Here is a 23,301-nt window from a genome sequence, read left to right as displayed (position 1 = left end):
AGGAGGGCGGGAGCGTCAGAGACCCGGGTCCGTGGCGGCGGGATCCTCGGGGGCGAGCGCGGCCGCGAGCTCTCCCGAGGCGGGGCCGCTCCACGCACCGGACTCGTGCGCCCGAGGGCCGGCGATCCACTCCAGAGCCTCGCGGACGAGCATCCGGACGTGACGCGCGTGGCCGATGGTGACGGGGGCGGGATCCTCGAGGACCTCGAGCAGGCGGTGCAGCACGGCACGGCTCTGCAGTCGTGTCATGGGCCTCACGGTAGGGGGCCGGTCGCTCGGACGGTAGTGCCGATCCGCGACAGCGCACCCGTCTAGGCTCGCCACATGACTCGTCTCGACGGTGCCGTCGTCCTCGTCCTCGGAGCCTCGGGCGGCCTCGGCCGCCTCCTGGCCGATTCGCTGGAGGCGCGCGGTGCCGTCGCGGTGCGCTCGGGGCGCGACTCCGCGGCGCTCGGCGAGGCACCCCTGGTCGCCGACCTGCGCGGGGAGGACGAGCCCCGGCGCGTGGTCGCCGAGGTGCTCGAGCGGCACGGGCGCCTCGACGGCGTCGTCGTGGCCGCGGGCGTCGTGGCCTTCGGGCCCTCCGCCGAGCTCGATCCGGCCGTTCTGGAGGAGCTCGTCGAGGTGAACGCGCTGGCGCCGATCCGGGTGCTGACCGCCGCGCTGCCGTCGCTCGTCGCGTCGGCGGGCGAGGGGCGCGAGCCGTTCGCGCTGACCATCAGCGGCGTGGTGGCGGAGGCTCCGACCGCGGGACTCGCCGCGTACTCCGCCTCGAAGGCGGCACTGCACTCCTTCGTGAAGGCCTCGGCCCGCGAGTACAAGCGGGCGGGCGTCCTCCTGCTCGACGCGCGTCCCGGCCACACCGAGACCGACCTGTCCCGGCACCCGCTCGCGGGAGACGCGCCCCGCTTCGGCGCGGGTCTGGCGCCGCAGGACGTGGTCGACCGGCTGCTCGACGCGGTCGAGGAGGGCGAGACCGACCTGCCTCCTGCGGCGTTCACCGGCTGACGCCGTCCCGAGACGAGGCGGAGCCGGTCGATCCTCGCGGGAACGCACCGGATCGAGCACTGCAGCCTCGGTCGCGTACAGCCTTTGTGATCAGCCTGCGCATGCGGCGGCCGGGACCGCGATCGGCGCGGCAGCCCGTCCGACCGTCCTCCCCGCAGACGCGGGGATACCCGCCGTTCACCGGAGCGTCGCACGGGCGCACTAGCGTCCCTCCGTGCCCGACACCGCCGATGACGCCCTCCGTCCCACTCCCGAGCTGCTCCGCACGCTCACGCCCGCCGACGCGCGGGACCTCGTCGTGCTGGACGAGGACGACGACGATCCGGTGCTCCTGCGCCGCGACGGCACGCAGATCGACACCTGGCGCGAGGGCTACCCCTACGACGAGCGGATGTCGCGCGAGGAGTACGAGGCGGGCAAGCGCCTCCTCCAGATCGAGCTGCTGAAGCTGCAGAACTGGATCAAGAAGCACGGGCGCCGACTCGTGGTCGTGTTCGAGGGGCGCGACGCCGCGGGCAAGGGCGGCACCATCAAGCGCTTCACCGAGCACCTCAACCCGCGCGGAGCCCGCGTGGTGGCGCGCGAGAAGCCGACCGAGCGCGAGGCCGGTCAGTGGTACTTCCAGCGCTACGTCTCGCACCTGCCGGCCGCCGGCGAGATCGTCCTCTTCGACCGCTCCTGGTACAACCGGGCCGGCGTGGAGCGCGTGATGGGCTTCTGCACGCCGGCGCAGTACGACGAGTTCATCCGCCAGACGCCGCTGTTCGAGCGGATGCTCGTCGGCGACGGCATCGACCTGGTGAAGCTGTGGTTCTCGGTCTCGGCGGAGGAGCAGCGCACCCGGTTCACGATCCGCATGATCGACCCCGTGCGCCAGTGGAAGCTCTCGCCGATGGACCTCGCCTCGCTCGACAAGTGGGGCGACTACACCGCGGCCAAGGAGGCGATGATGGCGGCGACCGACACCGCCGACGCTCCCTGGACCATCGTGAAGAGCAACGACAAGAAGCGCGCCCGGCTCGAGGCCATGCGCTACGTCCTGAGCCTCTACGACTACGACGGACGCGACGAGGAGGTCGTGGGCCCGCTGGGTCCGGACCCGCTGATCGTCGGATCGGCCGCGGACGTGTATGAGCGCGGCGAGCACGCCGCGACGAGCTGACCGGGGGGACGGACATGGGGGAGTCGGGGATCGGCGCGGAGCTGCCGGGGGTGCACCTGCGCTGGCTGGCGCTCGACGAGCAGACGCTGGACGCCGAGCGGCTGCTGCCGCTGTTGAGCGACGAGGAGCGCGAGCGCTACGCCGGGACGGTCGGCGGGTCGGCGGCCGAGCGATTCGTCTTCGGGCGGGTGCTCCTGCGGATGCTCGCGGCCGAGCTCACGGGGACGCGCGCGTCGGAGGTCCGGGTCGTTGGGTGCTGCCCGCGCTGCGGGGGCGCGCACGGCCGGCCGCGGCTGGAGGGACGCGGGATCGCGCTCGAGCTGCTGTCGGTGAGCATCGCGCACTGCGCGGGCGCCGTCGTGGTCGCGGCGAGCAGCGCCGGTGCGGTCGGCGTCGATGTGGAGCCGACGCTGGGCACGCCCGAGCGCGGGGAGCGGATCACGCGCATCGCCGGGGCGCCCTTCGCCACGGGCGGGATGCGCCCCGCCGACCCCGTCCTGCACTGGACCCGGATCGAGGCCGCACTGAAGGCGGACGGCCGCGGGCTCGAGCTCGACCCGCGCCGGGTGCACGTGCACGAGTCGCACCACGCGGCGGAGGCGCGGATCGACGCCGTCCGCTTCCGGCTGGCCGAGCCGCAGCTGGACCCCGCGCTGCGGGTCAGCGTCGCCCTCGGGCCGATGGGGGACGCGGGCGCCGGGCCCATCATCGGCTGGCGGCGCGAGCACGGCGACGCGCTCGCGGACTCGCTGGTGTCAGCGCCCGGACGGTAGCGGCGGCAGCTCCTCGTCGAGGAGCCAGGCGTCGAGCAGGTCGTCCACGCCCTCGCCGAGGACCTCGGTGCAGAGCTCGCGGAACTCCTCGTCGGTGACGGCGGCGGAGGCGTAGCGGGACGTCCACTCCCGCAGCAGCCGGAGGAAGGGCTCGTCGCCGACGGTGAGCCGCAGCGCGTGCAGGGTGAGCGCGCCGCGCTTGTAGACGCGGTCGTCGAAGAGTGCGACCGGCCCCGGATCGGCGAGCACGAGATCCTGCGCCGCAGCCCGCAGCACCGCGTGGTGGCGGCGGGCGCAGGCGTCGGCGGTGGCGCGGCCCGACTCCTCCGACCACAGCCACTCCGCGTAGCAGGCGAACCCATCGTTGAGCCAGATGTGGCGCCACCGGGCGATGCCCACGCTGTTGCCGAACCACTGGTGCGCGAGCTCGTGCGCGATGAGGCGCTCCGAGCCGCCGCGGCCGTCGGCGTGGTTGGCGCCGAACACCGCCATCGCCTGCGCCTCGAGCGGGATCTCCAGCTCGTCCGCCGTGACGACGACGCAGTAGCGGGCGAAGGGGTAGGGCCCGAACAGCCGCGTGAACAGGGCGAGCATGCGCTCGAGCGGAGCGAAGTCGTGCGCGACCCGAGCGGCCAGGGCGGCGGGGCGGGCGAGGGTCACCGCGACGTCGGCGAGCACGCACTCCTCGATCGCGTAGCGGCCGATCTGCACCGAGGCGAGGTACGCGGCGCTGGGCTCGCGCTGCTCGTAGAGCCAGGTGCGGCGGCCGGAGCGGGCGCTCGAGTCGATGAGCACCCCGTTCGCGAGCACGGCGTAGCCCTCCTCGGCGGTGACGCGCAGGCGGTACGGAGCCTTCTCGGCGACGTCGTCGTTGCAGGGGAACCAGGTGGAGGAGCCGGAGGGCTGCGAGGCGACGAGCACCCCGTCCTCCAGCTCCTCCCAGCCGAGCTCGCCCCAGTGGGTGGCGCGGGGGGCGGGGTGGCCGCTGTACTCGATCTCGACGTCGACGCTCTCGCCGGCGGCGAGCGGCTCGGCGGGGGACGCCCGCAGCTTGTGGGGGGCCTGCTCGTGGCGGGCGCGGCGTCCGTCGATCCGGACGCGGGCCACGCGGAGCCGGGAGAGGTCGAGGGAGAACCGCCGGAGCGGCTGCAGCGCGACGATCCGCAGCACGGCCCGGCCGGCCAGGCGGTTCGAGGCGACGCGGTAGTCGAGGTCGAGGTCGTAGGACTCGACGCGGTAGCCGGTGTTCCCGATGCCGGGGACGTAGGGGTCGCCGGCGGTCTCGAGCCCGGTCAGCGCGGGGCTCACGCGACGGGCGCGTGGTAGTCGGCGACGCGCACCTCGCGCGACGAGCCGATCGGGTGGCCGCTCCAGCGGCTGCCCGCGGGCACGAGCTCCCCCCGCATCACGAGCGAGGCCGGGCCGACCGTGCCGTGCTCGGCGATCCGCGCGGCGGGGAGGATCACGCTGTGCGGGCCCAGGGTGGCGCCGGCGTCGAGGCTCACGAGATCCATGCTCATGATTCGATCATGGAACAGGTGCGTCTGCACGACGCAGCCCCGGTTCACGGTCGCTCCGTCGCCGAGCGAGATCAGATCGGCCTCGGGGAGCCAGTAGCTCTCGCACCAGACGCCGCGTCCGATCCGGGCGCCGAGGCTCCGCAGCCACCAGACCAGCGCCGGAGTGCCCGCGGCGGCGTGGGCGAACCAGGGCGCAGCGACCATCTCGGTGAAGGCGTCGGCCAGCTCGCTCCGCCAGACGAACGAGGACCACAGCGGCTGCTCGCTCGGCTCGACCCGCTGGATCAGGATCCACTTCGCGGCGGTGGAGACGGCCGCGGCGACCGCCCCGGCGGCCAGCAGCACGACGCCTCCCACGAGCGCGGCGAGCACCGCCCCGAGCGTCTGGATCAGCGCGAGCAGTCCGGCGACCACGCCGAGGCCGATCGCGACCGAGACGACCACCGGGACGAAGCGGCCGAGCTCCCACGCGATGCGGGCCGCACGGAGTCGGCGGGCCGGGCGGAAGGTGCGCGCCGACTCCGCCTCGACGACGGTGCGCCGCAGCCGCACGGGAGGTGAGCCCAGCCACGACGAGCCCGCCTTCGACTTGCGGGGCGCGGAGGAGAGGACGGCGACGAGTCCGCCGGCGGGCACGGTGTGGCCGGGCGCGGCCATGCCGGAGTTGCCGAGGAACGCGCGCTCGCCGATCTCCGCGCGGGCGAGCCGCATCCAGCCGCCGCCGAGCGCGTAGGAGGCGACGAGCGTGTCGTCGGCGAGGAACGCGCCGTCGCGGATGGTCGTCATCGCGGGCAGGAGCAGCACCGTCGAGGCCTCGACGTCGCGTCCGACCTTCGCGCCGAGGAGCCGCAGCCAGACCGGGGTGAACAGGCCCGAGTAGAGCGGGAAGAGCAGGACTCGCGCGGAGTCGAGCAGCCGCTCCGTCGACCAGACCTGCCAGCCGATCCGACCGCGCACGGGGTGGGTGCCGGGCTCGACGCCCCGGCCGAGCAGGCGCACCAGGACGACGACGAGGGCGGCGAGGACGACTCCGGAGACGGCGATGGCGGGCACGAGGGCGACGAGAGCGGGCACGAGCGCGGCGCCGACGCCCGCCGACCCGCGCACGGCGGCGGCCACGACGGCGAGCCCGGCCGCGAGGGCGAGGACCGGGACCGCCGCGAGGCCGACCGCGGACGCTCCGTACGCCCAGACCCAGCCCGGGCGGCGCGCCGGGCGCTCCGAGGGGAACCCGGCGTTCGCCCTGCCGAGCCGCTGGGCGGGGGATCCTCCCCAGCGCTGCCCGGCCGGCACTCGCCCGAAGACGGCCGATCCCGGCTCGATCTGCGCGTGCTTGCCGATCCGGGCGCCGGGGAGGAGCGTGCTGCGCGCGCCCACCGTGCTGCCGGCGCCGACCCGGACGGCGCCGACGCGCAAGACGTCGCCGTCGATCCAGTAGCCGGAGAGGTCGACCTCGGGCTCGATCGCGGCGCCGCGCCCGAGCGTGAGCATCCCGGTCAGCGGAGGGAGGGAGTGCAGGTCGACGTCGTCGGCGATGCGGGCGCCGAGCGCGCGGGCGTAGTAGGCGACCCAGGGCGCACCCGCCAGGCTCACGGCCTTGAGCTGGAACGCGATCTGCTCGGCCAGCCAGAGCCGGAGGTGCACGCTCCCGCCGCGCGGGTGGTCTCCGGCCCGGATCCCGCGCAGCAGGGTGCGCGCGGCGAGGACGGTGAGCCCCATCCGCCCGAACGGCGTGAGGAAGAGCGCGAACGCGGGGATCAGCGCGGCGAGCGGAGCGGTGGGCAGCCAGCCGAACCCCGGCACCAGGTCGAGCACCGCGGTGACGGTGAGGATCGCGGTGATCCAGCGGGCGCTGCCGAGCACGAGCAGCGGTGCGCCGAGGAGGGTCTGCAGGACGCGCATCCGGAGGGGGACCGGCGCGATGCGGTGAGCGGACACCTCCGCGGTGCCCGTCGAGCGGCTCTGGATCTCGGCGGCCATCGCCGCGAGACGCGGGTGGGCGTAGACGTCGGCGACCGTGAACTCGGGGTCGCGCTCGCGGATCCGCGCGACCAGCTGGGCGGCGGCGAGGGAGCCGCCGCCGAGGTCGAAGAAGTTCGCCCGCTCGTCGACCGGCACGCCGAGCACGTCGCGCCAGAGGGCGGCGAGCCACGCCTCCTCGGGGTCGAGGGAGGCGTCCTCGGTCGTGCCCACGGCGAGCGGCCAGGGGAGTGCGGCGCGGTCGACCTTGCCGGAGACGCGGGTCGGCAGCTCCTCGACCACGGCCAGCAGCGGCACGAGGGATGCGGGCAGCTCCTCACGCAGGCGGGCGAGCGCCGCGTCGCGGTCGAGCTCCCGGCCGCCGGCGAGGGCCAGGTAGCCGACGAGGACCTGGTTGCCGGCCGCCGTGGTGCGGACCGAGGCCGCCGCCCCCGAGACTCCGGGGAGCGCCTGCAGCGCCGCCTCGACCTCGCCGAGCTCGATCCGCCGACCGCCGAGCTTCACCTGGTCGTCCGCGCGCCCCTGGAAGACGAGGCCGGCGCTCTCGAAGCGCACCAGGTCGCCGGAGCGGTAGGCCCGCTCCCAGCCCAGGAGCGGTGCCGGCGCGTACTTCTCGGCGTCCTTGACCGGGTCGAGGTAGCGCGCGAGCCCGACCCCGCCGATGACCAGCTCGCCGACCTCGCCCTCGCCGACCCGCTGCCCGTCCGCGTCCACGACGGCGAGCCGCCAGCCGTCCAGCAGCAGCCCGATCCGCACCGGGGGAGGCCCGCCCAGGGGCGCGGCGCAGGCGACGACGGTGGCCTCGGTCGGCCCGTAGGTGTTCCAGACCTCGCGACCCTCGACGGCCAGGCGCTCGCCGAGCTCCGGCGGGCACGCCTCGCCACCGAAGATCAGCAGGCGGACGTTCTCGAGCGACTCCGCGGGCCAGAGCGCCGCGAGGGTCGGCACGGTCGAGACCACGGTGATGCCGTGCGTGGTCAGCCAGGGGCCGAGGTCCATGCCGCTGCGGACCAGCGAGCGGGGAGCGGGGACGAGGCAGGCGCCGTGCCGCCAGGCGAGCCACATCTCCTCGCAGGACGCGTCGAACGCGACCGAGAGACCGGCCAGCACCCGGTCCCCGGGGCCGAGCGGCTCCGCCTGGAGGAACAGGCGCGCCTCGGCGTCGACGAAGGCGGCGGCGGAGCGGTGGCTGACCGCCACTCCCTTGGGGGTTCCGGTGGAGCCGGAGGTGAAGATGATCCAGGCGTCGTCCTCGAGCGAGGGCGGCTGCAGCAGCGGGATCGACGCCGTGCTCGGGTGCGGCGCGCTCGCGGTGAACAGGCGCGCGGCCGGCTCGTCGGCGCCGGTGCGCTCGAAGCGGCCGGAGCCGGTGATCACGCCGCGGACGGCGGCCTCGCCGAAGACGAGGCGCGCCCGCTCCTCGGGGTCGTCCGCGTCCACCGGGACGTACGCGGCTCCCGCGGCGAGGACGGCCAGGATCGCGAGGTAGAGCTCGCGGGAGCCGCTGGGCATGCGGATCCCGACGCGGTCGCCGCGTCGGACCCCTGCGGTGGTGAGCTCGCCCGCGAGCTGCACCGTGCGGGCCAGCAGCTCCCGGTAGCTGAGCGCTCCGGCCGGGTCCTCCAGCGCGGAGGCGTCCGGGTGGCGCTCCGCGGTGTCGCGGAGGACGTCGACCAGCGTGCGAGGAGGAGGGGTGGCTGCTCCGGCGTCGAGCACGTCCTGGGGGCCGGCCGTCTCGGTCACGTCTCGTCTCCGTCCCGGCCGCGCGATCGGGAGCGCGGCGGCCGGGGCGACACCGTAGGGAGGCGGGGTGACGCGGAGGTGAACAGGCGGGGTCGGCCCGCCCGGCTCAGTGCGCCATCGGGAGCGGCGCGTCCGACTCCGCCGGGCGGCGGACGAAGAACGCGGCCACGATCGCGACCGTCGCGATCGACGCGCCCCACAGGAACGCGGAGTGGATGCCGCCGGCGTAGGAGGCGACCTCGTCGGCGCCGCCCTGCGCGAGCCCCGCCGACCGGATCGAGAGTACGGTGACGAACAGCGCCGTGCCTGCCGCGCCGCCCAGCTGCTGCACGGTGCCGATGATGGCGCTGCCGTGGGAGTAGAGCGAGGGCCGCACCGAGCCGAGGCCGGCGGTGAACAGCGGCGTGAAGACGAAGGCGAGGCCCAGGCTGAGGGTGACGTGCAGCGAGAGGACGAACCAGGGCGACGAGTCCGCCGCGAGCAGGGTGTACCCCCACAGTGCGCCGGCGACGACGATCGAGCCGGGCACGAGCAGCACGCGCGGGCCGAAGCGGTCGTAGCCGCGGCCGACGAACGGCGCGAGCAGGCCCATCAGCAGGCCGCCGGGGAGCAGGAGCAGCCCGGTCTCCAGCGGAGTGAGGCCCAGCACGTTCTGCGTGTAGAGGGGCAGCAGGATCAGCGTGCCGAAGAGCGCCGACATGCTGACCGCCATCATCGCGATGACGATGGTGAAGTTCGCGGAGGAGAAGGTCCGGAGGTCCAGCAGGGCCCGGTCGGTGCGCTGCAGCAGCAGCTGGCGCGCGATGAAGCCCGCGAGGCCGAGACCCGCGACGACGAACGGGATCCACGGCGCGACGACCGCGGCTCCGCCCTCGCCGAGGCTCGACAGGCCGTAGACGAGGCCGCCGAAGCCGAAGACCGAGAGGACGACCGAGAGCGAGTCGATCGGGATGGAGCGGGGCTCGGTGACGTTCTCGACCTTGCGCAGGCCCAGGAGCAGCGCGCCGATCGCGATCGGCAGCACGATCCAGAACATCCAGCGCCAGCCGAGGAAGTTGAGGATGACGCCCGAGATCGTCGGTCCGACGGCCGGAGCCACCGAGATGACGATCGAGATGTTGCCCATCATCCGGCCGCGGATCGCCGGGGGCACCAGCGTCATCACGGTCGTCATCAGCAGCGGCATCATGATGGCCGTGCCGCCGGCCTGCACCACGCGGGCCGCCAGGAGGACCGCGAAGGTCGGGGCGAGCGCGGCGGTGAGCGTGCCGAGGCTGAAGAGGATCATCGCGGCGGCGAAGAGCGTGCGGGTGTGCAGCCGCTGGATCAGGTAGCCCGTGATCGGGATGACGACGGCCATCGTGAGCATGAAGGCGGTCGAGAGCCACTGGCCCACGTGCGCCTCGACGTCGAAGTCGCGCATGAGGTCGGGCAGCGCCACGCTCATGATCGTCTCGTTGAGGATCACGACGAACGCCGACACCAGCAGGAGGCTGATGACCAGGCGGCTGCGCGGCTCGAGGGTCGTGGCGGCGGCGGGTGCGGCGGGCCGCGCGGCGGGAAGGGTTCCGCGCTCGGTCACAGCTGTTCTCCGATCGTTAGTGGATCGGTGTGAAGGGCGCATCGACCGCTCGACGCGCGGGCGCGGATGCGGCGTACGGAGGGAGAACAGCGGCGGACGCCCCGGACATTCCCGATCGACGGGGATCCGCTGCGAGAGGTCTCAGGTGAGGACCGTGGAGAGCGCGGAGGACGCGGCCTCGGCCTCCTCGAGCGTGGCGCCCTCGCCGAAGCTGAACCGCACGGCGGTCCGGGCGACGTCGGGGTCGAGGCCGAGGGCCAGCAGCGCGGGCGAGGGCTCGTCGCGCCCGGCGGCGCACGCCGAGCCGCTCGAGACGACGACGCCGCGCTCCTCCAGCTCGAGGAGCGTCGACTCGCCGCTGCGCCCGGGGACGGCGTACGCGGCGATCGAGGGGAGCCGGTGCGCCGCGGAGCCCAGCGGCACGGCCCGGGGCGCCAGGGCCGCGACCCGCTCGGCGAACGCGTCCCGGACCGCTCCGACCCGCGCCGCGCGGTCCGGATCGAGCAGGCGCACCGCGGTGCCGAGCGCGACCGCGAAGGCCACGTTCTCGGTGCCCGAGCGCCGCTCCCGCTCCTGGCCGCCGCCGTGCAGCAGGGGCTCGAACGGGAGCCGGCTGCGCAGCAGCAGCGCCCCCACGCCCTTCGGCGCCCCGAGCTTGTGCCCCGAGACCGAGACCGCGTCGGCGCCCCAGCCCGCGACGTCCAGCCAGCCGGCGGCCTGGACGGCGTCCACGTGCAGCGGCACGCCGCGCGATCGGCAGAGCGCCGCTATCGCCGGAACGTCCTGCACCGTCCCGATCTCGTTGCTCGCCGCGAGCACCGAGACCAGCGCGGTGTCCGGCCGGACCAGCGCGGCGAGCGCGTCGAGGTCGAGCAGGCCGGTCGCGTCGACGGGGGCCGTCGACACCTCGAAGCCGTGCAGGCGCCGGAGGTGGTCGGCCGACTCGACGGTCGCCTCGTGCTCGAGCGCCGAGATCACCAGGTGCCGTCCGCGCGGCGACCCCAGCGCGAGGCCCTTGACCGCCGTGTTGATCGACTCCGTGCCGCCGGAGGTGAAGAGCGTCTCGGAGGCGCGGCCGCCGAGGAAGCGGGCCACGTGAGCGCGCGCCGCCTCCAGCGCGCGCGCCGCGGCGTCGCCGAGCGAGTGGCTGCTCGACGGATTGCCGTACTCGGCGGTGAGGAACGGCCACATGGCCTCCAGCACCTCGCGGCGCACGGGCGAGGTCGCGGCGTGGTCGAGGTAGATCACTCGACCGCGATGTCCAGGCCGAGGTCGAGCGAGCGGACGCTGTGGGTGAGCGCGCCGACGGAGATCACGTCGACCCCCGCCTCCGCGATCGCGCGCACGGTCGTGAGGTCGACGCCGCCGCTCGCCTCGACCACGGCCCGCCCGCCGATGAGGGCGACGCCCTGGCGGAGCAGCTCGGGGGTGAAGTTGTCGAGCATGATCGTGTCCGCGCCTCCCGCCAGCGCGGGCTCGATCTGGTCGAGCCGGTCGACCTCGACCTCGAGGTGCGCCGTGTGCGGGATCGAGGCGCGCGCCGCCCGCAGGGCCGCGGTCAGGTCGATCCCGCGCGCGGCGAGCACCGCGAGGTGGTTGTCCTTCGCCAGCACCGCGTCCGAGAGCGAGAAGCGGTGGTTGCGGCCGCCGCCGCTGCGGACGGCGTGCCTCTCGAGCGCGCGCAGGCCCGGCGTGGTCTTGCGGGTGTCGACGATGCGGGCGCGCGTCCCCTCCACAGCGGCGACGTACTGCGCCGTCAGGGTGGCGATGCCGCTCATCCGCTGCACGAGGTTGAGCGCGACCCGCTCGCCGCGGAGCACGCCGCCCGCGGGGCCCTCGATCCGGGCGAGGGTCTGCCCGGCCTCGAAGACCGCGCCGTCCTCCACGAGCACCGAGCAGCGGATCCGGGAGTCGACCTGCCGCATCGTGCCGACGAGGACGGCGCCGCCGCTGAAGACGCCGGGCTCGCGGGCCACGAGGGCTGCGCTCGCGGTGGCGTCCGCGGGGAGGAGGGTGTCGGAGGTCAGGTCGCCCCAGGGCGCGTCCTCCTCGAGGGCGAGGGTGACGACGCGGTCGATGCTCTGGCGGGTCAGCACGGAAGGGCCGCCTCTCTGGTGGGGGCGGCGGCGCTCGCCGTCGCGGGGTCGGGGGAGTCGGTGCGGTGGTGGGCGCCGACGGAGTGCGTGCGCGCGAGCGCGGCGTCGATGAGAGCGAGGGCGCAGGTCAGCAGGTTCGCGTCCTCGAGCGTCCTCAGTCCGAGCGGAGCGGGCGAGGCGGAGGCGACGAGCGCGTCGCGCGCCGCTGTGAGCCCCGCCGCGTCCCGGGAGAGGCCGGCTCCCGCCCACATCGCGTCCTGGAGAGCGGTGCGGTCGAGCGTCATCGGGACGACGGCGCGGGGAGGGGCGACCGGGCCGCCGCTCCAGGAGAGGGAGTCGAGGGCGAGCGCCGCGCGGCGCGCGAACACGACGCCCTCGAGCAGGCTGTTGGAGGCGAGGCGGTTCGCGCCGTGGACGCCGGTGCGGGCGACCTCGCCCACTGCGAGCAGCCCGGGGAGGCTGGTGCGCCCGTCCAGGTCGGTCGCGATCCCGCCCATCCAGTAGTGCGCGGCCGGAGTCACGGGCAGCAGGTCGTCGGCGAGCGAGAGCCCGTTCTCGCGGCAGGCCGCCGAGATCGTCGGGAACCTCTTCGCCAGCACCTCGGGGTCGATCGCCCGGGCGTCCAGGTGCACGGGCAGTCCGCCCTGCAGCCGCATCCGCTCCGCGATCGCGCGCGCCACGACGTCGCGCGGCGCCAGCTCGGCCTCGGGGTGCACCCCGACCAGGAACCGCTCGCCCGCGGCGTCGCGCAGCACCGCGCCCTCGCCGCGCACCGCCTCCGAGACGAGGAAGCCGCCCGGCAGCGCGAGCGTGGTCGGGTGGAACTGGTAGAACTCCAGGTCCGCCGTCTCCGCTCCCGCCCGCAGTGCGGCGGCCAGCCCGTCCCCGGTCGCGACGGACGGATTGGTGGTGTGCCGGTAGAGCTGCCCGGCGCCTCCCGTGGCCAGCACGACCGCGTCGGCCGTCAGGCGCTCGAGCACGCCGTCGTGCAGGACGTCGGCGCCCGTGACCGAGCCGCCCTCCCGCACCAGGTCGACCAGGGCGGCGTGCTCGCGCACCTCGACGGACGAGCCCCGCACCGCCGCCACGAGCGCGGCCTCGATCGCGGCGCCCGTCGCGTCGCCGCCGGCGTGCAGGATCCGCGGACGCGAGTGGGCGCCCTCGAGTCCCCGCGCCAGCTCGCCGCCCTCGCGGTCGAAGCCGACGCCCCACTCCTGCAGCACCGCGACCGCCTCCGGCCCCTCGGCGCAGAGCACCTCGACCGCCGAGCGCACGGCGAGGCCCGCACCGGCGGTGAGCGTGTCCTCCACGTGCAGCGCCACGGAGTCGCCCGGCGCCGTGACCGCGGCGATCCCGCCCTGCGCGGCGCGCGTCGACGACTCCGCCAGCGCGCCCTTGGTGACGAGCAGCACCTCGTGGCGGCGCTGCGCCGTCAGCGCGGCGACCAGCCCGGCGATGCCGCTGCCGACGACGACGACCCGCGCCATGTCAGACCGCCGCCGGCCCGGCGGGCGGAACGGCCGCGAGCATCCGCTCGAGGGCGATGCGCGCCTCGGCCTGCACCGACTCCGCGACCTCGATCCGGTTGAGCACCGTCCCCGCGACCAGTCCCTCGAGCACCCAGGCGAGGTAGCCGGGGTGGATGCGGTACATGGTCGAGCAGGGGCAGACCACGTCGTCGAGGCAGAAGATCGTGTGCTGCGGGTACTGGACGGCGAGGCGCTGCACCAGGTTGATCTCGGTGCCGATCGCGAAGGTCGATCCCGCGGGTGCCGCCTGGATCGCCTTCACGATGTAGTCGGTCGAGCCGTACTCGTCGGCCGCGTCGACGACCGCCATCGGGCACTCCGGGTGCACGATCACGCGCACGCCCGGGTGCTCGGCGCGCGCCTTCGCGATCTGGGCCGTCGTGAAGCGCTTGTGCACCGAGCAGAATCCGTGCCAGAGGATCACCTGCGCGTCCAGGAGCGTCGCGGTGTCGGAGCCGCCCTGCGGCTTCCGCGGGTTCCACATCGGCATCCGCTCCAGCGGCACGCCCATCGCCTTGGCGGTGTTGCGGCCGAGGTGCTGGTCGGGGAAGAACAGCACCCGCTGCCCGCGCGCGAACGCGTCCTCGAGCACGGTCGCCGCGTTCGAGGAGGTGCAGACCACGCCTCCGTTGCGGCCGCAGAACGCCTTCAGCGCGGCGGAGGAGTTCATGTACGTGACCGGGACGAGCGGCACGCGGCCGTCGGCGTCCGGCTCGGTGCCGTAGAGCTCGGTGAGCTCGGCCCAGGCGTCCTCGACGGAGTCGATGTCGGCCATGTCCGCCATCGAGCAGCCGGCCGCCAGGTTCGGGAGGATCACGGCCTGCTCCGGACCGGAGAGGATGTCGGCCGTCTCCGCCATGAAGTGCACGCCGCAGAAGACGATCGCCTCGGCGTCGGGCCGGCTCGTCGCCGCCTTCGCCAGCTGGAACGAGTCGCCCACGTAGTCGGCGTACTGCACCACCTCGTCCCGCTGGTAGAAGTGCCCGAGCACGACGACCCGCTCGCCGAGCGTCTCCTTCGCCGCGAGGATGCGGTGGTGCAGCTCGTTGGCGCTCGCCGTCGTGTACTCCTCCGGCAGACGTCCCTGGACCGGGGCGTCGGCCGGGATCGGGTCGGCCTGGGAGGCGCCGGGCCCGTAGGCGGGCAGGCCGAGGTCGAACGACCAGGGGGCCTCCGCGAGCTCGGGCGCGCAGGTGGCGCCGGGCGCAGAGCCGCCCTCGATGAGCCGGATGGTGCTGTCGACGGATGTCACGGTGTTCTCCTCGTGAGGCGGGTGGGGGAGTCGGGCGGCGCGCTCAGACGGGCAGCGGGCCGTTGTCGACGAGCGCCGCCGACTCGTCGTAGCGGTAGAGGCGCGGGGGACGGTGGCGGGTGCCCGTCAGGCGCTCCCCGGTGGGCACCACGGTGCCGGAGCTCTCGATCGTCCGGCGGAAGTTGGCCGGGTCGAGGGGCTTCTGCAGGACGGCCTCGTGGACCTCCCGCAGTTGGGACAGGGTGAAGGCGCCGCCGAGGAAGGCCTGCGCGATGCGGGAGTACTCCATCTTGTTGCGCAGGCGCCAGAGGGCGTAGTCGACGATCAGTCCGTGGTCGAAGGCGAGCTCGAGCGGCAGATCGGTGCAGAGCCAGGCGACGTTCTCTCCCACGATGGCCTCGTCGGCCTCGGCGGAGCGCACGAGCGCCCAGTAGACGATCGACACGACGCGGTCCTCGCCGGGGGAGCGGTCGGTGCCGCCGACGGCGTAGAGCTGCTCGAGGTAGCGCGGAGCCAGGCCCGTGGTCTCGCGGAGAGTGCGGCGGGCCGACTCGGCGAGGTCCTCGTCCGGATGCAGCGGTCCGCCGGGCAGTGCCCAGAGTCCCTCGAACGGCTCGCGGATGCGCCGGACGACGGGGATCCAGACGGTGCTCGCTCCGGTCTCCGGGTGCGGCCGCAGGGCGAAGATCACCGTCGACACGGCGAGCTGCACGTCCGGCATCCGGTGCCCCCTACTAAGAGTCGCACCGACTGTAAGTGCTGAGATCACCTTAGTGTCACGAACACCTGAACACCTAGCGGAAGAGGCGACACGCCGCGCAGGGTCCGCCCTCACCGCTAGGCTGACCGCACAACCGAATACCGGGCCGCAATACGCGACGCGGGAGAGCCGACTCCGGTCGGCACCGAAGGAGCAAGCCTCCCCGCCAATCTCTCAGGTCTTGTACCGCGTCGAACTGGCCACTCTGGAAAGCGATCCGCTCGGATCCGCCCATGGTGAAAGCGCTCGACCCCTCGGGGCGGCGCGAATCTCTCAGGCTCCACGACAGAGGGGGAGTTCCCACGGCACTGCTGTGCTCTGCCGCGAACGCGGCGCGAGTCCAGCACTGCGACGAAATGGAGAACTCATGTCCGAGACCCCGACGACCAGCCCCGAAGCCCGCTACTCGCCCCTGCACGAGGTGCACGTCGCCGCCGGCGCGTCCTTCACCGACTTCGCCGGGTGGCAGATGCCGGTCCGCTACTCCGGCGATCTCGCCGAGCACCACGCCGTGCGCACCGCCGCCGGCCTCTTCGACCTCTCGCACATGGCCGAGATCCTCGTCGTCGGCCCCGAGGCGGTCGACGCCCTCGACTACGCGCTGGCGAGCGACATCTCGGCCGTCGCCGCCGGCCGCGCGAAGTACACCCTTCTCCTGGAGCGCACGGGCGGCGTGATCGACGACCTCGTCGTCTACCGCACGGGCGAGGACCGCTTCATGGTCGTCGCGAACGCGGCCAACCGGCACATCGTCGTCGAGACGCTCCGCGACCGCACCGCGATGTTCGAGTGCGAGCTGTTCGACGAGAGCGACGACGTCGCCCTCATCGCGCTGCAGGGCCCGCGCTCGCTCGAGATCCTGCAGAACGTCCAGGGCCTCGCCGTCGAGACCGAGCGGGGAGCGGAGTCGGTGCTCGACACGGACGACGCCGCCCGCCTGCTCGCGGAGCTGCGCTACTACCGCGCCGTGCCCGCGACCTTCGAGGCGCACCCGATCCTGATCGCGCGCACCGGGTACACAGGCGAGGACGGCTTCGAGATCTACGTCTCGCCCGACTCCGCTCCCACGCTCTGGCAGGCTCTCGCCGAGACCGGCGCCGGAGCGGGCCTCGTCCCCGCCGGCCTCGCCGCCCGCGACACCCTCCGCCTCGAGGCGGGCATGCCGCTCTACGGCCACGAACTCTCCCGCGACGTCTTCCCCGCACAGGCCGGCCTCGGCCGCGTCGTCGCCTTCGGGAAGCCGATCGACTTCGTCGGCCGCGCGGCCAGCGAGGAGGGTCCCTCCGGAGACGCTCCCGTGCTCGTCGGGCTCGTCGGCGAGGGCCGCCGCGCCGCCCGTGCCGACTACACCGTCCTCTCCGGCGACGACGAGGTCGGAGTGGTCACCAGCGGCGTCCTCTCGCCGACCCTGGGCGTCCCGATCGCGATGGCCTACGTCGCCCCCGCCTCCGCGCAGCCCGGGACGGCGCTCGCCGTCGACATCCGCGGCACGCGCCTCCCGATGACCGTCACCGAGCTCCCCTTCTACTCGAGAAAGAAGAACTGACATGGCCGTGCCCACCGAGCTGCAGTACACCTCCGACCACGAGTGGATCCGGGTCGACGGAGAGGTCGCGACCGTCGGCATCACCGCATACGCCGCGGACAAGCTGGGCGACGTCGTCTTCGTCGAGCTCCCCGAGGCGGGAGCCCGCGTCGAGGGCGGCAGCGTCGTCGGCGAGATCGAGTCGACCAAGTCGGTGGGCGAGCTGTTCGCCCCCGTCGACGGCGAGGTCCTCGAGGCCAACACGGCCGTCGTCGACAGCCCCGAGCTCGTCAACTCCGACCCGTTCGGCGAGGGGTGGCTGATCCGGGTCCGCTTCGACGCCCTGCCCGACGGCCTCCTCGACTCCGCCGCCTACACCGAGCTGGTCGGCGAGTAGATGGCGGCCACCAGGACCCCCGGCGCCTTCGAGTCCCGCCACATCGGGACCGACGCCGACGCGCAGCGCACCATGCTCGCGGCTCTCGGCTACGACTCCGTGGAGGAGCTCGTCACCGCCGCCGTCCCCGAGTCGATCCACGTCCGCGACCTCCCGCAGGTGCTGCCCGCTCCGGCCACCGAGACGGAGGCGCTCGCCGAGCTGCGCGCCCTCGCCGCGAGGAACGCGGTGCGTCGGCCGATGATCGGCCTCGGCTACTACGGCACGCACACCCCCGCCGTGATCAAGCGCAACGTGCTCGAGAACCCCAGCTGGTACACGGCCTACACGCCGTACCAGCCCGAGATCTCGCAGGGGCGCCTGGAGGCGCTGATCAACTTCCAGACGATGGTCTCCAACCTCACCGGCCTCGACACGGCCGGCGCGTCGATGCTCGACGAGGGTACGGCCGTCGTCGAGGCGATGCTGCTCGCGCGCCGCGCCTCGAAGGCGCGCACCGACGTCTTCGTCGTCGACTCCGACGCTCTCCCGCAGACCCTCGCGCTGCTGCGCGGCCGCGCGGAGGCCGTCGGCATCCGCATCGTCGAGCTCCCGCTCTCGCGCACCGCCGCGGAGGAGGTGCCGGAGTGCTTCGGCGCCCTCGTGCAGTACCCCGGCGCGTCCGGGCACCTCTGGGACCCGTCGGCGGTGCTCGCCGCGGTGAAGGCCCACGGCGGCCTGGCCGTCGTCGCCGCCGACCTGCTCGCGCTGACCCTGGTGCGCTCGCCGGGCGAGCTCGGCGCGGACGTCGCGGTCGGCACCACGCAGCGCTTCGGCGTCCCGCTGGGCTTCGGAGGACCGCACGCCGGCTACCTCGCCGTCCGCAAGGGACTCGAGCGCCAGCTGCCCGGCCGCCTCGTCGGCGTCAGCCAGGACGCGGACGGCCACCCCGCCTACCGCCTGTCCCTCCAGGCCCGCGAGCAGCACATCCGCCGCGAGAAGGCGACCTCGAACATCTGCACCGCGCAGGTCCTCCTGGCGGTCATGGCGGCGATGTACGCGGTCTACCACGGGCCGGACGGGCTCGCCGCGATCGCCGAGCGCGTGCACGGCCGGGCCGCGCTCCTCGCGCGCCTCCTCCTCGACCGGGGCCACTCCCTCCGGCACGCCGACTTCTTCGACACCGTCTCGGTCGTCGTGCCCGGCGGCGCGGAGGCGGCGGTCGCCCGCGCCCGCCAGGCCGGCTTCGACGTGCGCCTGGTCGACGCCGACACGGTCTCGGTGTCGATCGACGAGACGGTCACCGACCTCGAGGTGATCGCCGTCGCGACCGCCGTCGGGCAGCTGGACTCGTCGTTCGGCTTCCTCAGCGGCTCCGCGCGGAGCATCCCCGCCGAGCTCGACCGCCGCACGCCGTTCCTCGTGCACCCGGTCTTCAGCAGCCACCACAGCGAGACCTCGATGATGCGCTACCTCAAGCGCCTCGCCGACTCGGACTACGCGCTGGACCGCGGCATGATCCCGCTCGGCTCCTGCACCATGAAGCTCAACGCCGCCACCGAGATGGAGGCGGTCAGCTGGCCCCAGTTCGCGGACCTGCACCCGTTCGCCCCCGAGGCGGACGTGCAGGGCTCCCTGGCGCTGATCGACCAGCTGGAGGGGTGGCTCGCCCACCTCACCGGCTACGACTCCGTGTCGCTCCAGCCCAACGCCGGCTCGCAGGGCGAGCTCGCGGGCCTGCTGGCGATCCGCGGCTGGCACCGGTCGAACGGCGACGAGGACCGCACGGTCTGCCTGATCCCCTCGAGCGCCCACGGCACCAACGCCGCGAGCGCGGTCCTCGCCGGCATGCGCGTCGTCGTCGTGGCCTGCGACGAGCTCGGCAACGTCGACCTGGACGACCTCCGGGCGATGATCGCCGAGCACGCGGGCTCCCTCGCCGCGCTGATGATCACCTACCCGTCGACCCACGGCGTCTACGAGCACGAGGTCGACGAGATCTGCCGCCTCATCCACGAGGCCGGCGGACAGGTTTACGTGGACGGCGCGAACCTCAACGCACTCCTCGGCTTCGCCCGCTTCGGAGACTTCGGCGGCGACGTCTCGCACCTCAACCTGCACAAGACGTTCTGCATCCCGCACGGCGGAGGCGGTCCCGGCGTCGGTCCCGTCGCCGCGAAGGCGCACCTCGCGCCGTTCCTGCCCGGCCACCCGCTCGCGCAGCGGCTCGAGCACGGCGTGGGCACGCAGGGCGAGCGGATCGTCCACGGCGGCGCACCGGTGTCGGCAGCTCCCTACGGCAGCCCCGGCATCCTGCCGATCTCGTGGGCGTACGCCCGGATGATGGGCGAGGAGGGCCTGCGGGCCGCGACCGGGGCGGCCGTCCTCTCGGCCAACTACGTCGCCGCGCGCCTCCGCGAGCACTACCCGGTGCTCTACACGGGGGACAACGGGCTCGTCGCCCACGAGTGCATCCTCGACATCCGCCCGCTGACGGCGGCGACAGGAGTGACCGTGGACGACGTCGCCAAGCGCCTCGTCGACTACGGCTTCCACGCCCCGACCATGAGCTTCCCCGTCGCCGGGACCCTGATGGTCGAGCCGACGGAGAGCGAGGACCTCGCCGAGATCGACCGCTTCATCGACGCGATGATCGGGATCCGGGCCGAGGCCGACCGCGTCGGCGCGGGGGAGTGGCCGGTGGACGACAACCCGCTGCGCGGCGCCCCGCACACCGCGGAGTGCCTGACGGCCGAGGAGTGGACGCACCCCTACAGCCGCGAGCAGGCCGTCTACCCGGTCCGCTCGCTGGTGCGCGGCAAGTACTGGCCGCCGGTCCGACGGATCGACCAGGCCTACGGCGACCGCAACCTCGTCTGCGCCTGCCCGCCCATCGAGGCCTTCGCCTGATCCGCCCGCACGCGCTCGTTTGCAACCGAGGGTGAGAGAGCAGGAACGGAGCACCGAGCCCGTCCTCGGCTCTCCGACCCTCGGTTGCGGGCACCGTCGGTCCCGCACAGGCGCGGAGTGGGGCGCAGTCCTCCCGATCCGGGGGGAACGGCGCACGGCGACTCCGATGCACGAGGGAGCCCGACCGTGTGGAACGCGTGGTGGAGGTGCCGGCAGGGCTCGACGGAGTCGCGACGAGCGAGCAGCTCCACCGTGCGGGCGTCGCGCCGCGGCAGTGGAGAGCCGCGGCGCGGTCCTGCGGCTCCTCGGATGCGATCGGTCCGTCGTCACGGCCGCGGAGCCGGCGGCGCGAACAGCTCGGGCCAGAGGGCGACGGCCAGCGGGTAGCCGACGAACGAGACGATGTCGATGATCGAGTGGGCGATCACCAGGGGCAGGGTGCGTCCGAAGCGCTGGTAGAACAGTCCGAACACCAGGCCCATGACCACGTTCCCGATGAAGGGCCCGATGCCCTGGTACAGGTGGTAGCTGCCCCGGAGCAGCGCACTGGTCACCAGGATCCGCCACCGCCCCCAGCCCAGATCGCCCAGGCGGGCGAAGAGGTACCCGATCACGACGACCTCCTCCTGCACTCCCGCCCGGATCGCGGAGAGCACGAGCACCGGCACCGTCCACCAGTACGCGTCCAGCGGCGAGGCCACCACCGCCACGGTGATGCCCAGCGCGCGTCCGACGGCGTACAGCGCGATGCCCGGCGCGCCGATCGCCACCGCGAAGACGGTCCCGGTCCCCAGGTCCGCGAACGGCCGGCGCAGGTCGAGCCCCAGGCGCCCGAGCGGACGGCCCGAGCTCTGCCAGAGCAGGAACGCGCAGAGGGCCACCGGCACCAGGTCGAAGAAGAGCGCGAGCAGCTGGTAGACGAGGTCGAAGCCCGGGCGGTCGCTGAGGGCGCCGTTGATCGTCGCGGTCTGGTCGGCCAGTGCGGTCGAGCGGGTGAGCCGGTTGGCGATGGAGACCACCGAGTAGACCGCGGAGGCGCCCAGCGAGAGCCCGAGGACCAGCAGGATCTCGATGCGGATCCGGCGCCGTCCGGGCGCGGATCCTGACAGGTCGGTGGACACTCCGTGCGTCTCCTCTGAAGTCGATGTGTTGCGCGACGGCCGCCCGGTACGCACGTTTCGTGCAGAACAGCGCAAGGATTCCACCTCCCGGTTACCGCTGTGTAACGGTTGCCACATGCTTTTGTGCAGATAGCGGGCGAATACATAGTCTCGTTGAAGGCATCCGCGCGACGGCCACCAGTCTCGTGCGCCGCCGCCGTCGCCACGCGCACGGCACTCCACGCGTCAGGGAAACCACTTCTCGCGCGCCCCCACATCACTGGAGGAATAGTGAACATCAGACGTTACGGATTCGGGGCTCTGGCGCTCGTCGCCGCGAGCACGCTGGTCCTGGCCGGCTGCAGCAGCTCGAACGACTCGGGCGGAGGTGCATCGGGAGGCGACGCCGCCGCGATCATCTCCACGAACGGCTCCGAGCCGCAGAACCCGCTGATCCCGACGAACACCAACGAGGTGGGCGGCGGCAAGATCCTCGACGAGATCTTCGCGGGCCTGGTCTACTACGACGCCAAGGGCGCCCCCGAGAACGACGTCGCCGAGTCCATCGAGTCGGACGACGCGCAGAACTACACGATCAAAATCAAGTCGGGCCTGACCTTCACGAACGGCGACCCGGTCACCTCCAGCTCGTTCATCGACGCCTGGAACTACGGCGCCAAGCTGTCGAACAACCAGCTCAGCGCGTCGTTCTTCTCGAACTTCGAGGGCTTCAGCGACACCGAGGACAGCGAGCTCACCGGCCTCAAGGCCGTGGACGACACCACCTTCACCGTCGCGCTCAAGTCCCCCCAGTCGGACTTCCCGATCAGCCTCGGCTACTCGGCGTACTACCCGCTGCCCGCCGCCGCGTTCGACGACATGGCCGCCTTCGGTGAGAACCCGATCGGCAACGGCCCGTACAAGCTCGACGGCGACGACGCGTGGCAGCACGACGTTCAGATCGAGCTCGTCAAGAACGACGAGTACACCGGCCCCCGCGAGGCCCAGAACGGCGGCCTGAAGATCGTCTTCTACGCCACCCAGGACGCCTCCTACGCCGACCTCCTCGGCGGCAACGTCGACGTGATCGACCAGATCCCGGACTCCGCCTTCGGCACCTTCGAGAGCGACCTCGGCGACCGCGCCGTGAACCAGCCCTCGGCCGTGTTCCAGTCCTTCACCATCCCGGGCCGTCTCCCGCACTTCGACGGCGAGGAGGGCCAGCTCCGCCGCCAGGCGATCTCGATGTCCTTCGACCGCAAGGAGATCACCGACGTGATCTTCGAGGGCACCCGCACCCCGGCCTCCGACTTCACCTCCCCGGTGATCGACGGCTACAGCGACGCCCTCTCCGGCGCCGACGTGCTCGAGTACAACCCCGACGAGGCCAAGGCGCTGTGGGCTCAGGCCGACGCGATCAGCCCCTGGGACGGCACCTTCAAGATCGCCTACAACGCCGACGGCGGCCACCAGGGCTGGGTCGACGCGGTGACCAACTCGATCAAGAACACGCTGGGCATCGACGCCGAGGGCGACGCGTACCCGACCTTCGCCGAGGCGCGCACCAAGATCGTCGACCGCTCGATCGAGACCGCGTTCCGCACCGGATGGCAGGCCGACTACCCGAGCCTCTACAACTTCCTCGGACCGCTCTACGTGACCGGCGCCTCGTCCAACGACGGCGACTACTCGAACCCCGAGTTCGACACCCTCCTCCAGCAGGGCCTGTCGGACGCCGACGCCGACGCTGCGAACACGACGTTCCAGCAGGCCCAGGAGATCCTCCTGAAGGACCTCCCGTCGCTGCCCCTGTGGTACGCGAACGTGACCGGCGGCTACGGCGAGGGCGTGTCGAACGTCGAGTTCGGCTGGAACTCGGTGCCGCTCTACTACGAGATCACCAAGAACTAAGCTCGAACCACTGGGGCGCTTCGCCCGTGCCGTCGGCCACCAGGTCACGGCACGGGCGGAGCGCCCTGTTTCGG

At 73.4% G+C, this 23,301-nt stretch carries 17 protein-coding genes and 1 riboswitch; of the genes, 7 read left to right on the top strand and 10 right to left on the bottom strand.

Annotated features, from left to right (window positions below; translation table 11 throughout):
- Nucleotides 1-15 precede the first annotated feature (15 nt).
- Nucleotides 16-249 (bottom strand): hypothetical protein, encoded by a 234-nt coding sequence (locus C5C33_RS00550; protein ID WP_104325343.1) that lies wholly within the window; start codon nucleotides 247-249, stop codon nucleotides 16-18.
- A gap of 75 nt (nucleotides 250-324) precedes the next feature.
- Between C5C33_RS00550 and C5C33_RS00545 the strand changes: the two genes are divergently transcribed.
- The 3 genes from C5C33_RS00545 to C5C33_RS00535 all read left to right on the top strand — a co-directional run bounded on the left by C5C33_RS00545 (nucleotide 325) and on the right by C5C33_RS00535 (nucleotide 2,943).
- The gene (locus C5C33_RS00545; RefSeq protein ID WP_104260139.1) at nucleotides 325-1,008 is read left to right on the top strand and encodes an SDR family oxidoreductase; all 684 of its coding nucleotides are present in this window, start codon (nucleotides 325-327) and stop codon (nucleotides 1,006-1,008) included.
- A gap of 301 nt (nucleotides 1,009-1,309) precedes the next feature.
- Nucleotides 1,310-2,170 (top strand): polyphosphate kinase 2, encoded by an 861-nt coding sequence (ppk2, locus tag C5C33_RS00540; RefSeq protein ID WP_258069150.1) that lies wholly within the window; start codon nucleotides 1,310-1,312, stop codon nucleotides 2,168-2,170.
- Between the two features lie 14 nt (nucleotides 2,171-2,184).
- Nucleotides 2,185-2,943, top strand: a complete 759-nt coding sequence (locus C5C33_RS00535; protein WP_104260138.1) for a 4'-phosphopantetheinyl transferase superfamily protein — start codon at nucleotides 2,185-2,187, stop codon at nucleotides 2,941-2,943.
- Here the strand turns inward: C5C33_RS00535 and C5C33_RS00530 are convergent.
- From C5C33_RS00530 to C5C33_RS00495, 8 genes are all read right to left on the bottom strand, one after another.
- Nucleotides 2,926-4,251 (bottom strand): M1 family metallopeptidase, encoded by a 1,326-nt coding sequence (locus tag C5C33_RS00530; RefSeq protein ID WP_258069145.1) that lies wholly within the window; start codon nucleotides 4,249-4,251, stop codon nucleotides 2,926-2,928. The two genes, C5C33_RS00535 and C5C33_RS00530, sit on opposite strands and share 18 nt — an antisense overlap.
- Nucleotides 4,248-8,186 (bottom strand): Pls/PosA family non-ribosomal peptide synthetase, encoded by a 3,939-nt coding sequence (locus C5C33_RS00525; protein ID WP_181136163.1) that lies wholly within the window; start codon nucleotides 8,184-8,186, stop codon nucleotides 4,248-4,250. Before C5C33_RS00525 ends, C5C33_RS00530 begins: the two co-directional genes overlap by 4 nt.
- Nucleotides 8,187-8,292: 106 nt before the next feature.
- Nucleotides 8,293-9,810, bottom strand: coding sequence for a DHA2 family efflux MFS transporter permease subunit (locus C5C33_RS00520; RefSeq protein ID WP_104260136.1), 1,518 nt, complete (start codon nucleotides 9,808-9,810; stop codon nucleotides 8,293-8,295).
- A 99-nt stretch (nucleotides 9,811-9,909) separates the two neighbouring features.
- Nucleotides 9,910-11,016 carry a cysteine desulfurase family protein gene (locus tag C5C33_RS00515; protein WP_104246615.1) on the bottom strand — a complete coding sequence of 369 codons (1,107 nt, stop codon included), beginning with the start codon at nucleotides 11,014-11,016 and terminating at the stop codon, nucleotides 9,910-9,912.
- Nucleotides 11,013-11,864 carry a carboxylating nicotinate-nucleotide diphosphorylase gene (nadC, locus tag C5C33_RS00510; protein ID WP_104237538.1) on the bottom strand — a complete coding sequence of 284 codons (852 nt, stop codon included), beginning with the start codon at nucleotides 11,862-11,864 and terminating at the stop codon, nucleotides 11,013-11,015. Before nadC ends, C5C33_RS00515 begins: the two co-directional genes overlap by 4 nt.
- Entirely contained in the window at nucleotides 11,858-13,351 is a 1,494-nt protein-coding gene (nadB, locus tag C5C33_RS00505) for an L-aspartate oxidase (protein WP_104260135.1), read from the bottom strand. The genes nadC and nadB overlap by 7 nt, the downstream gene beginning before the upstream one ends.
- Nucleotide 13,352: 1 nt before the next feature.
- Nucleotides 13,353-14,645 carry a quinolinate synthase NadA gene (gene nadA / locus C5C33_RS00500; protein WP_104260134.1) on the bottom strand — a complete coding sequence of 431 codons (1,293 nt, stop codon included), beginning with the start codon at nucleotides 14,643-14,645 and terminating at the stop codon, nucleotides 13,353-13,355.
- Between the two features lie 43 nt (nucleotides 14,646-14,688).
- Nucleotides 14,689-15,366: an NUDIX domain-containing protein gene (locus tag C5C33_RS00495; RefSeq protein ID WP_104222969.1), complete on the bottom strand. Its 678-nt coding sequence runs from the start codon at nucleotides 15,364-15,366 to the stop codon at nucleotides 14,689-14,691.
- A gap of 150 nt (nucleotides 15,367-15,516) precedes the next feature.
- Nucleotides 15,517-15,604, top strand: a riboswitch (glycine riboswitch).
- A 168-nt stretch (nucleotides 15,605-15,772) separates the two neighbouring features.
- Here C5C33_RS00495 and gcvT point away from each other — a divergent pair.
- The 3 genes from gcvT to gcvP are packed head-to-tail and all read left to right on the top strand — an operon-like array spanning nucleotide 15,773 to nucleotide 20,216.
- Nucleotides 15,773-16,951: a glycine cleavage system aminomethyltransferase GcvT gene (gene gcvT, locus C5C33_RS00490; protein WP_104222970.1), complete on the top strand. Its 1,179-nt coding sequence runs from the start codon at nucleotides 15,773-15,775 to the stop codon at nucleotides 16,949-16,951.
- Between the two features lies 1 nt (nucleotide 16,952).
- Nucleotides 16,953-17,327 carry a glycine cleavage system protein GcvH gene (gene gcvH, locus C5C33_RS00485; protein WP_104237541.1) on the top strand — a complete coding sequence of 125 codons (375 nt, stop codon included), beginning with the start codon at nucleotides 16,953-16,955 and terminating at the stop codon, nucleotides 17,325-17,327.
- Entirely contained in the window at nucleotides 17,328-20,216 is a 2,889-nt protein-coding gene (gene gcvP / locus C5C33_RS00480) for an aminomethyl-transferring glycine dehydrogenase (protein ID WP_104260133.1), read from the top strand. It begins immediately after the preceding gene.
- 326 nt (nucleotides 20,217-20,542) lie between these two features.
- Here the strand turns inward: gcvP and C5C33_RS00475 are convergent, their stop codons facing one another.
- Nucleotides 20,543-21,337: a CPBP family intramembrane glutamic endopeptidase gene (locus C5C33_RS00475; protein ID WP_258063660.1), complete on the bottom strand. Its 795-nt coding sequence runs from the start codon at nucleotides 21,335-21,337 to the stop codon at nucleotides 20,543-20,545.
- Nucleotides 21,338-21,607: 270 nt separating this feature from the next.
- On the opposite strand from C5C33_RS00475, the gene C5C33_RS00470 reads away from it, so the two are divergent.
- Nucleotides 21,608-23,227: an ABC transporter substrate-binding protein gene (locus tag C5C33_RS00470; RefSeq protein WP_104260131.1), complete on the top strand. Its 1,620-nt coding sequence runs from the start codon at nucleotides 21,608-21,610 to the stop codon at nucleotides 23,225-23,227.
- The last annotated feature ends 74 nt before the right edge of the window (nucleotides 23,228-23,301 follow it).

It is taken from the genome of Rathayibacter sp. AY1H3, assembly GCF_002932015.1.
This window is presented reverse-complemented; position numbering and strand designations above follow the sequence as displayed.